Consider the following 14,836-nt stretch of genomic DNA (forward strand, 5'->3'; position numbering starts at 1 on the left):
CCCAACAGAATCGGGATAACGGCATTCATTACTCTTACAGCAGCCAGGAATTTTTCTATGCCCACCACCGCGTTTATCAGCCCCGACGACATCCGCAAAGGCTTTTCCAAGGCCATGTCCGACATGTACCGCGATGAAGTGCCCCTGTACGGCGCGCTGATGGAGCTGGTGGCCGACACCAACCGCCGCGTGCTCGACGCTGACCCGAGCCTGGCGCAACACCTGCAACGGACCGGCGAAATCCAGCGCCTGGACATGGAACGCCACGGCGCCATTCGCCTGGGTACCGCCGCCGAACTGACGACCATCCGCCGCCTGTTCGCGGTGATGGGCATGCAACCGGTGGGCTACTACGACCTGACCCCGGCCGGCGTGCCGGTGCATTCCACTGCGTTTCGCGCCGTGCATGAACGCGCGCTGCAAACCAGCCCGTTCCGCGTGTTCACCTCGCTGCTGCGCCTGGAACTGATCGAAAGCCCCGAACTGCGCGCCTTCGCCGAAACCGCCCTGGCCAAGCGCGCGATCTTCACCCCTGGCGCCCTCGCCCTGATCGAACAAGCCGAACGCGACGGCGGCCTCAACGCTGGCGACGCCGAGGCATTCATCCACCAGGCCCTGGAAACCTTCCGCTGGCACCACACCGCCACCGTCACCGCCGCGCAGTACCGGCAACTGAGCGAGCAGCACCGCCTGATCGCCGACGTGGTGGCCTTCAAGGGCCCGCACATCAATCACCTGACCCCGCGCACCCTGGATATCGACCAGGTCCAGGCCGCCATGCCCGGCAAAGGCATCACCCCCAAAGCGGTGATCGAAGGCCCGCCGCGTCGCGACTGCCCGATCCTGCTGCGCCAGACCAGCTTCAAGGCCCTCGACGAAACCATCGCCTTCACTGACGCCCAAGGCAGCCACAGCGCGCGCTTCGGCGAAATCGAACAACGCGGCGTCGCCCTCACGCCCAAGGGCCGCACGCTGTACGACCAACTGCTGAACGCCGCCCGCGACGCCCTCGGCGCCTTCCCCAACGAGGCCAATGCCGCGCGTTACATGCACTTGCTGGAACAGCACTTCCAGGCTTTCCCGGATAACCACACGCAGATGCGCGAACAAGGCCTGGCCTACTTCCGCTACTTCGCCACCGACAAAGGCCTGGCGGCACGCGGCCAAGCCGACCAACCGCGCACGCTGGACGCACTGATCGCCGCCGGTCACGTGGACGTCGAGCCGCTGGTGTATGAGGACTTTCTGCCGGTCAGTGCGGCGGGGATTTTCCAGTCGAACCTGGGGGATGCGGCGCAAAGTCACTACGCGGCCAATTCGAACCAGGCCGAATTCGAACAGGCGCTGGGCCGCAAGACGATTGATGAATTGACGCTGTATGCCGAGACGCAGCAGCGCTCGATGGACGAATGCACTCACGCGCTACTGGCCTGAAACAAGCTGCCCACCCGGTTCATCAGCGCAATCCTCGCGCCCAATAAGCCCCCAGAGCCGGGTGGGCGGCGGGGATCATAAGTATCGGCGGGGATGATGTCTTTCAGTCAAATCTGAAAAAATGTGCAAGGGAGCGACTGATGCGCTCCCTCAGTAGTGAATGGATCGCCCGTTTTACTGCAGCAAATCCTTGATCTCATCTTTAACCAACAAGCGTTTTTCCTTTAACTTCTTCAACTCCTCATCGCTGCCGGCCGCCTTTTCAGCGCTCACCACCAAGTCGTCGACGGCGTTGTATTTATCAAACAGCGCATTCAGACGCGGATTTTGCGCCCGGTGCCCATCGACTTCGTCCTTGCTCAAACCCAAGTCCTGATACAGGTCGTGTTTCACTGGCATGGCCTACCTCCGCAAGTTGATCAATGACTACGCCCTTGAAGCTAGCCCATTCCAAGGGGTCTTGTCATGTTTGCGGGCAAACCCGTCCCGTTCGTCGCCACACCGGCGATGGGATCAAACCTTTGCCGCGCCCTGCCCTCAACTGTAAATCGCCACCCGAGGGAGACCGGTTTTATGAATCACGCTGCCACCGCTGTCGACACCCAGTGCATCAACACCCTGCGCACCCTGGCCATGGATGCCGTGCAAAAGGCCAACTCAGGCCACCCCGGCACGCCCATGGGCCTGGCCCCGGTCGGGTATACGCTGTGGAGTCGCTTCCTGCGTTATCACCCGGAGCATCCCGACTGGCCCAACCGTGACCGTTTTGTGTTGTCGGTGGGGCATGCGTCGATGCTGCTGTATTCGTTGCTGCACCTGGCCGGCGTGGTCGAGATCGATGCCCAGGGCAAGCGCTCGGGGCAGCCGGCGATCAGCCTGGACGATATCAAGCAGTTCCGGCAGATGGGTTCCAAGACCCCGGGCCATCCCGAGTACCGCATGACCACCGGCGTGGAAACCACCACCGGGCCCCTCGGCCAGGGCTGTGCCAATAGCGTCGGGATGGCCATGGCCGGGCGCTGGCTGGGCGAGCGCTTCAACCACGACGGCCAGGTGCTGTTCGACTACAACGTCTACACCCTTTGCGGTGACGGCGACATGATGGAAGGCATCAGCAGCGAAGCCGCCTCCCTGGCCGGGCATTTGCGGCTGGCTAACCTGTGCTGGATCTATGACAACAACACCATCAGCATCGAGGGCCACACCGAGCTGGCGTTCAGCGAGGACGTGATCCAGCGCTTCCAGGCCTATGGCTGGCACACCTTGCACGTGACCGACGCCAACGACCTGCACGCCTTGAGCACGGCACTGGAGACCTTCCAGCGCAACACCGGCGCGCCGACCCTGATCGTGGTCGACAGCGTGATCGGCTACGGCTCGCCACACAAACACAACACCGCTGCCGCCCATGGCGAGCCGTTGGGCGCGGAAGAAATTCGCCTGACCAAGGCCGCGTATGGCTGGCCGCAAGACTCCAGCTTCCTAGTGCCCGATGAGGCACGCACGGTATTGCGTGATGCGTTGCGCGAGCGTGCCGAGCCGTTGCATCGGCAGTGGCAGCAAACCCTGTCTTGCCTCGACCCGCAACTGGCCGACGAGCTGCAACGCATGCGCGCCGGGAAGATGCCTGAGCAATGGCTGGCTGAACTGCCCAGCTTTGACCGCGACGCCAAGGGCGTGGCCAGCCGTGCCGCCGGCGGCGAAGTGCTGAATGCCTTCGCCCGGCAAATCCCCTGGCTGCTGGGCGGTTCGGCGGATCTGTCACCGTCGACCAAGACCAACCTCACCTTCGACGGCGCCGGGCGTTTCAGTGCCGATGACTACAGCGGCCGCAACCTGCACTTCGGCGTCCGCGAACACGCCATGGGCGCGATTGCCAATGGCATGGCATTGTCTTACTTGCGGCCCTATACCTCGACGTTCCTGGTGTTCAGCGACTACATGAAACCGCCGATCCGCCTCGCGGCAATCATGGAGTTACCGGTGGTGTTCGTGTTTACCCATGACTCGATTGGCGTCGGCGAGGACGGCCCGACGCACCAGCCGATCGAGCACCTGACCCAATTGCGCGCCACGCCGGGGTTACTGACCCTGCGTCCCGGCGACGCGAATGAAACCCTGGAACTGTGGAAGGTCGCCCTGGCCCAGACCCATCGGCCAAGCTGCATGGTGTTGTCGCGCCAACCGCTGCCAACCCTGGACCGCACGCACTACGCGGCCGCAGCCGGTGCCGCCAAGGGTGCCTATGTGCTGGCCGGCGCCGCACACCCCAAGGTCATCCTGCTGGCAACCGGCAGTGAAGTCAGCCTGGCGGTGGCGGCGTATGAACAGCTCAAAAGCGAAGGCATTGCCGCGCAAGTGGTCTCGATGCCCAGTTGGGAGCTGTTCGAAGAGCAGCCCCAGGCCTACCGCGACAGCGTACTGCCGCCGGCGGTAACCGCGCGGGTGGTGGTGGAACAGGCCGGCCCGTTGGGTTGGGACCGTTATGTCGGGCAGACCGGCGCCAAAGTGGTGATGAACAGCTTTGGCGCGTCGGCGCCGCTGGCCAAGTTGCAGGAAAAGTACGGGTTTACCGTGGAGAATGTGGTGAAGCTGGCCAAGCAACAGATCCAACTGCTGGGACATTGACCGCATTCCCTTGTTTGATCGGCGGGGTTAGTGGCAGATGATCGTCAAGGGCAGCATCCTGGTGCTGGCGGTGAGCCCCACTCTCATGAACACCGCCTAACCCATGTGGGAGGGGGCTTGCTCCCGATGGCGGTGGGTCAGGCACAGATACTGTGACTGATGCACCGTTATCGGGGGCAAGCCCCCTCCCACATTGACCTCACTCCCTTACTTGATCGGCGGGGTTAGTGGCAGATGATCGTCAAAGGCAGCATCCTGGTGCTGGCGGTGAGCCCCACTCTCATGAACACCGCCTAACCCATGTGGGAGGGGGCTTGCTCCCGATGGCGGTGGGTCAGGCACAGTACTGTGACTGATGCACCGTTATCGGGGGCAAGCCCCCTCCCACATTGACCTCACTCCCTTACTTGATCGGCGGGGTTAGTGGTCGATGATCATCAAAGGCAGCATCCTGGTGCTGGCGGTGAGCCCCGCTCTCATGAACACCGCCTAACCCATGTGGGAGGGGGCTGAACTGGCCTAATGATTTTGGACACTTCAATCGGGCGCTATGATGGCGCCCAAATCTGAGGTGTTTGGATATGCGTAAATCTTATTCGAGTGAGTTCAAACTCAAGGCGGCCAGCATGGTGCTGGACGAGGGGCAGTCGGTTCCCGACGTCTGTGCCAGTCTGGATATTGGCCCGACTGCGTTGCGCCGCTGGGTCGATCAGGTTCGCAAAGAGCGGCTGGGCTCGACTCCGATTGGCGCCAAGGCTATTACCGCCGATCAACGAGAGATTCAGCAGCTCAAAGCGTTACTCAGGCAAAAAGACCTGGACATCGAAATCCTAAAAAAGGCCAGTGCTCTCTTGCTGTTGGACGCCAAAGATCATTCACGTTGATCTGTGAGCTGGACGAGCAGTACGGCGTTAACAATTGCTGTCGGGCGTTCGGTGTTAACCGCAGCAGCTTTTACGCCTGGCGTCAGCGCCAAGGCAAGGTGAAACCTGAGCGGGAAAAGCTCAAAGCCGCCCTGGTCGAGCATCACAAGGAGTCCAGAGCATCTGCTGGATCGCGCACTTTAGCTAAGGAACTGCAAGCCAAGGGGCATCGCGTCGGGCGGTACATGGCGCGCAGCCTGATGCGTGAAGCGGGCGTCATCAGTCGTCAACGCCGGCGGCATAAGTACAAATCATCCGGCGTGGAAGCGCTGGTAGCGCCGCATGTGCTCAAGCGCCAGTTTGATGTCACAGCGATCAACCAGGTGTGGTGTGGCGATGTGACGTATATCAAAGTCGGCAAGCGCTGGATGTATTTCGCGGCAGTTCTGGATCTGTTCGCTCGCCGGATTGTGGGGTGGTCGTTTTCGATGATTTCCGATGCCACGCTGACCTGCGAAGCGTTGCGAATGGCGGTCGAGTTGCGAGGCCGTCCAAAAGAGGTGCTGTTTCACTCCGACCAAGGCTGTCAGTACACCAGCCACAAATTCAGGAATGAAATGCGCAAGCATGGACTCCTGCAAAGCATGAGTCGCAAAGGTGAGTGCTGGGACAACGCCCCGATGGAGCGTTTCTTTGGGAGCCTTAAATCAGAATGGGTACCAGAAGATGGCTACAGCTCAGAGCATGAAGCCCGAGTGGATTTGCAGCGTTATTTGATGCGTTACAACAACGTCAGGCTCCACAGCTACAACGGCTACCGGTCGCCGGTAGCTATGGAGAAACTGGCGGCGTGAAACCTTAACTGGTGTCCAAAATTAGTTGACCAGTTCATCCTGGTGCTGGCGGTGAGCCCCACTCTCATGAACACCCCCTCCCACATTGACCTCACTCCCTTGCTTGATCGGCGGGGTTAGTGGCCGATGATCATCAAAGGCAGCATCCTGGTGCTGGCGGTGAGCCCCGCTCTCATGAACACCGCCCCTCCCACAGTTAATCTCCTTCGATGCTCAGATCAGCTCTCGAGCGAGGAACGGCGCGGTGCGGCTTTTCTTGCTCTTCGCCACCTGTAGCGGCGTACCGCTGACCACCACCTTGCCGCCCAGATCCCCTGCGCCCGGGCCGATATCGATCACCCAGTCACTCTGGGCCACCACGCGCATTTCATGTTCCACCACAACCACCGTATGCCCCGCCTCGACCAGATGATTCAACTGGCTGAGCAAGCGGTCGACATCCCGTGGGTGCAAGCCGGTGGTCGGTTCGTCCAGCACATACAAGGTCGCGCCCCGGGCATTGCGCTGCAGCTCGGTGGCCAGCTTGATGCGTTGCGCTTCGCCCCCGGACAGCTCAGTCGCCGGTTGGCCGAGGCGCAGATAACCCAGGCCGATATCGCGCAGCACGAGCAGCGAACGCAGCACCCCTGGCTGCTCGGCAAACACCGCCACCGCCTGCTCGACGGTCAAACCGAGCACTTGGGCAATGTTCAAGCCTTGCCATTGGATCGCCAGGGTCTCGGGGTTGTAGCGCGCGCCGTGGCAGGTCGGGCACGGCGCATACACGCTGGGCATGAACAGCAACTCAACGCTGACGAACCCTTCGCCTTCACAGTTCGCGCAGCGGCCCTTGGCGACGTTGAACGAGAATTGCCCCGCATCGTAATCACGCAGCTTCGCGCCCGGCGTGGCCGCGAACAGTTTGCGCACGTTGTCGAACAGCCCGGTGTAGGTCGCCAGGTTGGAGCGTGGGGTGCGGCCAATGGGTTTCTGGTCCACCTGCACCAGCCGGCGAATCTGCTCCAGCCCGGCGCTGATGCGCCCGCCGCTGGTTGGCGGGGTGTCATCTTCCAGGCTCGGCTCGTCGTCACTTTCCAGCACGCGGCCGAGGCCGCTGCCCACCAACTCCAGCAGCGCCTGGCTGACCAGGCTGGATTTGCCCGAGCCGGAAATACCGGTCACCGCCGTGAAACAACCCAGCGGGAAATCGACACTCACCGCCTTGAGGTTATTGCGCGTCACACCCTCCAGGCTCAGCCAACCGCTAGGTTCCCCGCGCCGAGGATTCGCCGGGCGCCGTTCGGCAAACAGATACTCACGGGTCTGCGACGCTGCAACCTGCGCCAAGCCCGCCGGTGGCCCGCTGTACAGCACTTGCCCGCCGTGTTCTCCGGCCGCCGGGCCGACGTCGATCAGCCAGTCGGCGCGGCGCATGGTTTCCAGGTCGTGTTCCACCACAAACAGCGAATTGCCGGCGGCTTTCAAACGCGCCAGCGCAGTGAACAGCGCCTCGCCATCCGCCGGGTGCAGCCCCGCCGACGGCTCATCGAGCACATAGATCACGCCGAACAACTGCGAACCCAATTGCGTGGCCAGGCGCAAGCGCTGCAACTCGCCGGACGACAACGTCGGCGTGCTGCGCTCCAGGGACAGGTAACCCAGGCCCAACTCGGTCAAGGTGCTGACCCGCTCGAGCAAATCCTCGGCGATGCGTTGGGCGGCCAAGCGTTTTTCCACCGACAGCGTCATCGTGCCCTGCCCCGCCGCCACCGGCCGCAGCAGCTCGGCCAACTGGGTCAGCGACAGTTGCGACAGCTCGCCAATGTCCACCCCGGCGAACTTCACCGACAACGCCGCCTGAGTCAGCCGCTTGCCGGCGCACACCGGGCAGGCGCTGCCCTGCATGAACTGCGCGACACGCTTTTTCATCAGCGCACTTTGGGTGTGGCTGAAGGTGTGCAGGATATAGCGCCGCGCGCCGCTGAACGTACCCTGGTAGCTCGGCTCCAACTTGCGCTTCAACGCCTCGCGGGTCTGTTGCGGGGTGAAGCCGGCGTACACCGGCACGGTCGGGGTTTCTTCGGTGAACAGAATCCAGTCGCGCTGCTTTTTCGGCAGATCGCGCCACGGGATGTCGACGTCATAGCCCAGGGTCACCAGAATGTCGCGTAGGTTCTGGCCCTGCCACGCCAAAGGCCAGGACGCCACTGCGCGCTGGCGGATGGTCAGCGAGGGATCGGGCACCATCAGCGCCTCGGTCACTTCATACACGCGGCCCAGGCCGTGGCATTGCGGGCAGGCGCCCTGGGGCAGGTTTGGCGAAAAGTCCTCGGCATACAGCATCGCCTGCCCCGGCGGATAACTGCCGGCGCGCGAATACAGCATGCGGATCAGACTGGACAACGTGGTCACACTGCCCACCGACGAACGCGCACTCGGCGTGCCGCGCTGTTGTTGCAGGGCCACGGCGGGCGGCAGGCCTTCGATGGAATCCACATCGGGCACGCCGACCTGATCGATCAGGCGCCGCGCATAAGGCGCCACCGATTCGAAATAGCGCCGCTGGGCCTCGGCATACACCGTGGAAAAGGCCAGGGACGACTTGCCGGAACCCGACACGCCGGTAAATACCACCAAGGCATCCCGTGGGATATCCACATCGACGTTACGCAGGTTATGTTCGCGAGCGCCGCGAACCCGGACGAACCCAAGCTGTTGGGCAGTGATCTGAGGGATGTTGCGCGATGAAGTCATGGTCAACCTTGTGGCGCGGTGAGCACGCTGCGCACCCGTTGCGTCAGCGCTTCGGGGCTATAGGGCTTGCTCAGCAGATGAATGTCGGGGCTCAGCAGGTGAGTGCCGGACAGGATGTCGCGGGTATGGCCCGAGGTGAACAACACCGGCACCGGGGGCAACTGTGCGCGGGCCCACTCGGCCAGGTCGATACTCTTGATCCGCCCGGGCATCACCACGTCGGTGAAAATCAGGTCGGGCCGCACACCGCCCTGCAAGGCCTGCATCGCCCGGTCGCCATCCTCGGCGGTCAGCACGGTGTAGCCGGCCTGTTTCAGCAGTTCCACCACGGTCACCCGCACGTCTTCGTTGTCCTCGACCACCAGGATGGTTTCCTGGCCCACGGCATGTGGCACAGGCTCGGCGTGGGGCTCGGGGGTTTCTTCACCCAAGCTGCGCGGGAAATACATGTGCACCACGGTGCCCTTGCCTTCCTCGCTCGACACCTCGACATGCCCGCCGCTTTGCCGCACGAAACCAAACACCATGCTCAGGCCCAGGCCGGTGCCGTGGCCGTCACGCTTGGTGGTGAAGAACGGCTCGAATACCCGCGCCAGGATCGCCTTCGGCATGCCCACGCCGATATCGGTGACGGCCAGGCGCACATACTCGCCGGGCTGCAGACTTTTACCGGTGCAATCTCGCGGGTTGAGGATGATATTTTCGCCTGTGATGCGAATCACGCCCTCGCCTTTCATGGCGTCCCGCGCATTGATCGCCAGGTTGAGCAGTGCGTTTTCCAACTGGTTGCGGTCGACATGGATGCACCAGCAATCCTGGGGTAGTTGCACCTCGATCTGAATGGTTTCACCCAGCGCACGTTGCAGCAGTTCACCGAGGCTGGCATAGATGCGCTGCGGGTTGTAGACCGCCGGTGAGAGCGGTTGGCGGCGCGCGAAAGCCAGCAATTGCGAGGACAGCTTGGCACCGCGCTCCACCGCCGCGATGGCGGCACTGACACGCCGCTGTACCTGGGGGTTATCCGGTTCATGACGGGCCAGCAGGTGCAGGTTGCCGGCGATCACTTGCAGCAGGTTATTGAAGTCGTGGGCCACGCCGCCGGTCAGCCCGCCAATGGCTTCGAGCTTTTGCGACTGGCGCAACTGCTCCTCGGCGGCGGAGCGCGCCTGCACTTCAGCCGCTACGCGCTGTTCCAGGTTATGGGTCAGTTCCTCGCGCAAGCGTTCGGAAATCACATGGGCAGTGGTCTCCACCACAATCGCCAACACCCCGGCCGGTTGTTGGTCATCGCCGGCGACGGGGCTGTAGTAGAGGTCCAGCCACACGTCTTCCGGCTTGCCGTTGCGCAACAGCACCAGGTCCTTGTTGTGATAGGACAGGGTGCCGCCCGCCAGGCAGGTATCCACCACATACCGGTTGAAGTCGGCCACTTCCGGCCAGCCCAGCTCCACCGGCGTGCCCAGCAGATACGGGTGGCGGCCACCGGCAAACGCCGAGTAGCTGTCGTTGTAGATCATGTAACCCGCCCGCCCCCAGAGCATCACCATGGGCACGGGCGACGCCAGCAGCATCTGCACGGTACAGGCCAGGCTGGTGGACCAGCGATCGATCGGCCCGAGGTCGGTGTTCGACCAGTCGAAGTCGCGGATTCGCTGGGCCATTTCACCGCCCCAGCCTTCGCAGCCATGGGTATTGGATAAAAAACGCATCGGTGGGCTCTTGGCGAAGAGAAGCGTTGGTTGGGGGTGCTGCACCGCTGATAAAAACTTGGAGCTTGTCGGCAATCATTCGTTTCATTGCATATAGCTTATCCACGGAGGTCCGGCCAACTTCCGTCAGTGAAAATCCCGACTGCGCACCGCAACGCCTTCCAGCAACGGCGACAGATCGGTGAGACGCCCGGCGATCAGGTGCCGCACCTCGCCCACCGCCTCCCAGCGCCCGTCCACCTTGAGCAGACGCGAGCCTACCAAGGCTTGGCGCTGGCGTTCTGCCAGGTCGCGCCAGACCACCACATTCAGGTTGCCGAACTCATCCTCCAACGTCACAAAGGTCACGCCGCTGGCGGTGCCGGGGCGCTGGCGACCGGTCACCAGCCCGGCGACGCTGACAGTGCGTCCATGCTCCACCGCCATCAGCTCAAGGGAACTGCGGCAGCGGCGTTTGCGCAACTCTTCACGCAGCAACGCCAACGGATGCGGGCCGAGGGTCGTGCCGACCGTGGCGTAATCGGCCTGCAGGTCCTCGCCCACCGTCGGCGCTGGCAGTTCCACCCGCGCTTCGTCAGGGCTGGGCAGGCCGGCGAACAGCCCAAGTTGCTTGTGTACCCCCGCCACGTCCCAGCGCGCCTTGTGCCGGTTGCCGACCAAGGCCCGCAAGGCTCCGGCATCCGCCAGCAAGGCCTGGGCACGGGTATCCAGCCCGGCGCGTTGGTCCAGGTCGGCAATGTCGCTGAATGCACGGCGCTGGCGCGCAGCTTCGATACGCCGCCCATCCTCCTCGCGAAACCCCGCGATCATGCGCAAACCCAGGCGAATCGCCGGTTGCTCGCCGGCGATGGGTTCCAGGCTGCACTCCCAGTCACTGGCCTGCACATCCACCGGGCGGATCTGCAAGCGATGGCGCCGGGCGTCCTGCAGGATCTGGTCCGGGCTGTAGAAACCCATGGGCCAGCTGTTGATCAACGCACAGGCGAAGGCCGCCGGTTCATGGCATTTGAGCCAGCAACTGGCGTAGGTCAACAAGGCAAAACTGGCGGCGTGGGACTCGGGAAAGCCATAGCTGCCAAAACCCTTGATCTGCTCGAAAATCTGCGCGGCAAAGGCTTCGCTGTAGCCGTTTTTGAGCATGCCGGTGCGCAGGCGTTGCTGGTGCGGTTCGAGGCCGCCGTGACGTTTCCAGGCCGCCATGGAACGACGCAACTGATCGGCTTCGCCAGGGCCGTAATCGGCGGCGACCATGGCGATCTGCATCACCTGTTCCTGGAACAGCGGCACGCCGAGGGTGCGTTTGAGTACCGCTTCAAGCTGCGGCGACGGATAGGTGGTGGGCTCCTCCTTGTTCCGCCGCCGCAGATACGGATGCACCATGCCGCCCTGGATCGGACCCGGGCGCACGATGGCGACTTCAATCACCAGGTCATAAAAGGTTTGCGGCTTGAGCCTGGGCAACATCGACATCTGCGCCCGCGACTCGATCTGGAACACGCCGAGGGTGTCGGCCTTGCTGATCATCGCGTAGGTGGCCGGGTCTTCCTTGGGGATCGTCGCCAGGCACAGGTCGAGGCTGCGGTGGCGACGCAGCAGGTCGAAACAACGGCGGATCGCGCTGAGCATGCCCAGGGCAAGGATATCCACCTTGAGCAGGCCGACGGCGTCGAGGTCGTCCTTGTCCCACTGGATGATGGTGCGCTCGGCCATGGCCGCATTTTCCACCGGCACCAGGGTGTCCAGCGGGTGTTCGGAAATCACGAAGCCGCCGGGGTGCTGGGACAAATGCCGGGGGAAGCCGATCAGTTGCTGGGTCAGCGTGAGCACGCGGCGCAGCACCGGGCTGTCGGGGTCGAAACCGCCTTCGCGCAAGCGCTCCACGGGCGGTGCATCGTCACTCCAGCGCCCGCAGCACTCGGCCAGCGCATTGACCTGGTCCGGCGGCAAACCCAGGGCCTTGGCCACATCGCGCACCGCGCCGGCAGCGTGGTAGCTGCTGACCACTGCCGTCAGTGCGGCGCGGGTGCGGCCATAGCGCTGGAACACGTATTGCAGCACCTCTTCGCGGCGTTCGTGTTCGAAGTCGACATCGATGTCCGGCGGCTCGTTACGCTCCCTGGACAGGAAGCGCTCGAACAGCATGTTCATCAGGCTCGGGTTGATCTCGGTGATGCCCAGGGCGAAACACACCGCCGAGTTGGCCGCCGAACCCCGGCCCTGGCACAGGATCGAACGGCTGCGGGCAAAGCGCACGATGTCATGCACGGTGAGGAAATAGCTTTCGTAACCCAGCTCGCTGATCAGCTCCAGTTCGTTATTGATCTGCTGCAAGGTCTTCGCGTCGACCCCTTGCGGCCAGCGCCGGGCGATGCCTTCTTCGGTGACGGCGCTCAGCCAGGATCGGGCGTCATGGCCGGCGGGCACCAGCTCACGCGGGTACTGGTAGCGCAGTTGGCTGAGGTCGAAGGTACAGCGGCGGGCGATGGCCAGGGTTTCGTCGAGCAACGACGGCGGATACAGCGCCTGTAACGTCGGCAGGCTGCGCAGATGCCGCTCGCCATTGGGATGCAGGCGCGTACCGGCTTCGGCCACCGGCACGTGTTGACGGATGGCGGTCATGGTGTCTTGCAGGGCGCGGCGGCCGCGTGCATGCATATGCACATCGCCGCAGGCCACTGCCGGGAGCTGCAAGGTCGCAGCCAGTTGCAGGCGTTGCTCCAGGTGGCGCGCATCATCCTGCCCGCAGTGCAAATGCACCGCCAGCCACAGGCGCCCGGCGAAGGTGCGGCGCAGCCATTGGATCGAGGCCTGGGTGTCGCGGTCTTCGGCGATCCAGAGCGCCAACAGGCCGGGCAGCGGTTGGTCGAAGTCTTCTTGCAGCAGGCGATAACGGCCCTTCTCCGCCCGCCGCCGGGCCAGGGTGATCAAGCGGCACAGGTGTTGGTAGCCGCTGAGGTCTTCCACCAGCAGCAGCAGTTTCGGGCCGTTTTCGAGGCGCATCTCGCTGCCGATAATCAGCGGCAAGCCCACGGCCTTCGCCGCCTGCCAGGCGCGCACGATGCCGGCCAGGGTGCATTCGTCGGTGATCGCCAGGGCGCTGTAGCCCTGGCGCTTGGCCCGCTCGAACAACTCCAGCGCCGTGGAGGCACCGCGCTGGAAGCTGAAATTGGACAGGCAATGCAGCTCGGCGTAGCTCATGCAAACCAGCCTTGCAGCCACAGCCCATCGCTTTGCCCCACGGTGCGGTAGGCCCAGCCTTGCTGACCGGCGCGGGTCTGGATCAGGTAATAGTCGCGACGGATATCGGCGCCATCCCACCAGCCCGATTCAATGCGCTCCGGGCCCATCAGAATCTGCACGCCCGGCTCGGCCAGCAAGGTCGGTTCGTTGAGCAGCCAGCCGGGGCGTTGCACGTTGTTCAAGGTCGGGCACGGGTTTTTATCGGCCGCCGCTTGCCAGGCGCATTCGGGGCGGTGGTCGGCGTGAAAGCGCAGGCCTTGCACCGCTTCATCGCCAAGCCGCGCGCGCAGGCGTTCGCGCAGTTGTTCCCAGGGCAGGGTCTGTTGCGGGCGGTCATCGAACAGGTCCTGGCGTTGCGGCACGAACACCGGCAGGTCCTGGGCCACCAGGCGAAAACCGCGCACGGGTGCGCTGACTTGCACCTGCTCCAGGCGCCCACGGGCCAGTTCGAACAGCATCGCCGCGTCACGCTCGGCGCTGAGCAGGCCGACCTTGATCACGCTGTCCGGGGCCTGGGCGTGTTCCAGGTGCAGGTCGAAACGCTGCACGCCACTGTCGCGGCCACAGAGGAAGGCGGACAGGTCACCGGTCAGACGGCGCAGCGGAAATAGCAGGGCCTGGTGGGATTGCACGTCGAAGTTCAGCTCGATGCGCACATCGAAGCGGTCCGGCGGCTGATAGAACCCCAGGGCCAGCGGCCGCTGCCCGCTCAGGGCATCCAGGTGTTTGAGCAACGCCGCATCAAAGCGCCGCGCCAAGGTGTGCCGGGGCAACGCCTGCACCTGGGCCAGGCTGCGCAAGCCCATGCGCGATAAGGCGATAGCGGCCTGCGGATCAAGGCCGGCGCGGTCAATGGGCAGCGGCGCCAAGGCCTGCATCAATGCCTGATCATCGGCCACGGCCAAGCCATTGTAGAGGTTCGCCAGCACCCGCGCCGCCGCCGGGTTGGGGGCGGCGACGATGCGATGACGAAAGCCCAGCTCGGTCAGCTCTTTGCGCAGGCGTGCCTCAAAGCGCGGCCAAGGCCCGAACAGGCCCAGGCTCGACTCGATCTCAAACAGCAAGGCGCGTGGGTAAAACACGCTGACCTGGGAACTGAACTGGTAGGCCCAGGCCGCCAGAAACTGCTGCCAGCGTTCGATTTCCACGGGGTCGTATTCGGCGCAGGCAAAGGTGTTGACCAGGGCATGCGCCGCCGTCAGGGATTGACCGGGGCGCAGGCCCAAGGCGTGCGCGGCCGCATTGACGGTTTGCAGGACGCGCCGCTGCGGCGTACCGGCCAGCAGTGCCAGCGGCTCGTGCGGCGCCGGATGCATACGCTGCACCGCGTCCAGCGCCAATTGCGGAAAGACAATACAGACCCAGCGCATGCCAA

At 63.7% G+C, this 14,836-nt stretch carries 9 protein-coding genes; 4 read left to right on the forward strand and 5 right to left on the reverse strand.

Going from position 1 to position 14,836, the window contains the following annotated elements; all coding sequences use genetic code 11:
• The first annotated feature begins 57 nt into the window (after nt 1-57).
• The gene (hglS, locus tag ACS5Q8_RS16540; protein WP_443700910.1) at nt 58-1,434 is read left to right on the forward strand and encodes a 2-oxoadipate dioxygenase/decarboxylase HglS; all 1,377 of its coding nucleotides are present in this window, start codon (nt 58-60) and stop codon (nt 1,432-1,434) included.
• Between the two features lie 174 nt (nt 1,435-1,608).
• Here hglS and ACS5Q8_RS16545 read toward each other — a convergent pair whose 3' ends face one another.
• Nucleotides 1,609-1,833, reverse strand: a complete 225-nt coding sequence (locus ACS5Q8_RS16545) for a DUF465 domain-containing protein (protein ID WP_253395168.1) — start codon at nt 1,831-1,833, stop codon at nt 1,609-1,611.
• Nucleotides 1,834-2,007: 174 nt separating this feature from the next.
• Here ACS5Q8_RS16545 and tkt point away from each other — a divergent pair, with 174 nt between their 5' ends.
• From tkt to ACS5Q8_RS16560, 3 genes are all read left to right on the forward strand, one after another.
• The gene (tkt, locus tag ACS5Q8_RS16550) at nt 2,008-4,062 is read left to right on the forward strand and encodes a transketolase (RefSeq protein ID WP_276193388.1); all 2,055 of its coding nucleotides are present in this window, start codon (nt 2,008-2,010) and stop codon (nt 4,060-4,062) included.
• 581 nt (nt 4,063-4,643) lie between these two features.
• The gene (locus tag ACS5Q8_RS16555) at nt 4,644-4,946 is read left to right on the forward strand and encodes a transposase (protein WP_276193552.1); all 303 of its coding nucleotides are present in this window, start codon (nt 4,644-4,646) and stop codon (nt 4,944-4,946) included.
• A complete protein-coding gene (locus ACS5Q8_RS16560; protein WP_276193551.1) occupies nt 4,943-5,779 on the forward strand; it encodes an IS3 family transposase in 837 nt (278 codons plus the stop codon). The genes ACS5Q8_RS16555 and ACS5Q8_RS16560 overlap by 4 nt, the downstream gene beginning before the upstream one ends.
• 213 nt (nt 5,780-5,992) lie before the next feature.
• On the opposite strand, the gene ACS5Q8_RS16565 is transcribed toward ACS5Q8_RS16560, so the two are convergent.
• The 4 genes from ACS5Q8_RS16565 to ACS5Q8_RS16580 all read right to left on the reverse strand — a co-directional run bounded on the left by ACS5Q8_RS16565 (nt 5,993) and on the right by ACS5Q8_RS16580 (nt 14,831).
• Nucleotides 5,993-8,512 carry an excinuclease ABC subunit UvrA gene (locus ACS5Q8_RS16565; RefSeq protein ID WP_443696202.1) on the reverse strand — a complete coding sequence of 840 codons (2,520 nt, stop codon included), beginning with the start codon at nt 8,510-8,512 and terminating at the stop codon, nt 5,993-5,995.
• Nucleotides 8,513-8,514: 2 nt separating this feature from the next.
• Nucleotides 8,515-10,221, reverse strand: coding sequence for an ATP-binding protein (locus tag ACS5Q8_RS16570; RefSeq protein ID WP_276193390.1), 1,707 nt, complete (start codon nt 10,219-10,221; stop codon nt 8,515-8,517).
• 126 nt (nt 10,222-10,347) lie between these two features.
• The gene (locus ACS5Q8_RS16575; protein WP_465159155.1) at nt 10,348-13,440 is read right to left on the reverse strand and encodes an error-prone DNA polymerase; all 3,093 of its coding nucleotides are present in this window, start codon (nt 13,438-13,440) and stop codon (nt 10,348-10,350) included.
• On the reverse strand, nt 13,416-14,831 hold the full coding sequence (locus ACS5Q8_RS16580) for a Y-family DNA polymerase (protein WP_465159156.1): 1,416 nt from the start codon (nt 14,829-14,831) through the stop codon (nt 13,416-13,418). The genes ACS5Q8_RS16575 and ACS5Q8_RS16580 overlap by 25 nt, the downstream gene beginning before the upstream one ends.
• Nucleotides 14,832-14,836 lie beyond the last annotated feature (5 nt).

This window comes from Pseudomonas sp. PAMC25584 (assembly GCF_058135675.1).

Coding starts and splice junctions, on each gene's coding strand:
- ACS5Q8_RS16565 (WP_443696202.1), bottom strand. CDS start 8,512: ATGACTTCATCGCGCAACATCCCTCAGATCACTGCCCAACAGCTTGGG.
- ACS5Q8_RS16580 (WP_465159156.1), bottom strand. CDS start 14,831: ATGCGCTGGGTCTGTATTGTCTTTCCGCAATTGGCGCTGGACGCGGTG.
- tkt (WP_276193388.1), top strand. CDS start 2,008: ATGAATCACGCTGCCACCGCTGTCGACACCCAGTGCATCAACACCCTG.
- ACS5Q8_RS16555 (WP_276193552.1), top strand. CDS start 4,644: ATGCGTAAATCTTATTCGAGTGAGTTCAAACTCAAGGCGGCCAGCATG.
- ACS5Q8_RS16545 (WP_253395168.1), bottom strand. CDS start 1,833: ATGCCAGTGAAACACGACCTGTATCAGGACTTGGGTTTGAGCAAGGAC.
- hglS (WP_443700910.1), top strand. CDS start 58: ATGCCCACCACCGCGTTTATCAGCCCCGACGACATCCGCAAAGGCTTT.
- ACS5Q8_RS16570 (WP_276193390.1), bottom strand. CDS start 10,221: ATGCGTTTTTTATCCAATACCCATGGCTGCGAAGGCTGGGGCGGTGAA.